Annotated in this window: 1 protein-coding gene; it reads left to right on the top strand. The window is 54.6% G+C overall.

All coding sequences use genetic code 11. The annotated features are described in order from the left end of the window. Positions 1 to 31: 31 nt before the first annotated feature. A partial coding sequence (locus A3728_RS14890) for a hypothetical protein (protein WP_201722337.1) occupies positions 32 to 229 on the top strand: 198 nt, incomplete at its 3' end.

Below are 229 nucleotides of genomic sequence, written 5' to 3'. Positions count from 1 at the left end.
GGGCTTGTTCGTCCCGGAAGAGGCTAAAGATGTGCTCGAAAGCATCCTGACTGATTACCAGACAGGCGAACTAACCGAGAAAGGGCAAAACCCACCCAACAAGCCCTTTGTGGAGCCGATTGAAGCGATCCGAAAGGCACGTCTCGAAACCTTCTGGACCGATGATCTGGAAGCGTTGCCGCAAAACCCGTCCGACACGATCTGGTGGGAGGTCTGGTGCGTCAAATCT

Origin of the sequence: Sulfitobacter sp. HI0040, assembly GCF_001634885.1 — a bacterium.
Lineage (GTDB): Bacteria > Pseudomonadota > Alphaproteobacteria > Rhodobacterales > Rhodobacteraceae > Sulfitobacter.
This window is presented reverse-complemented; position numbering and strand designations above follow the sequence as displayed.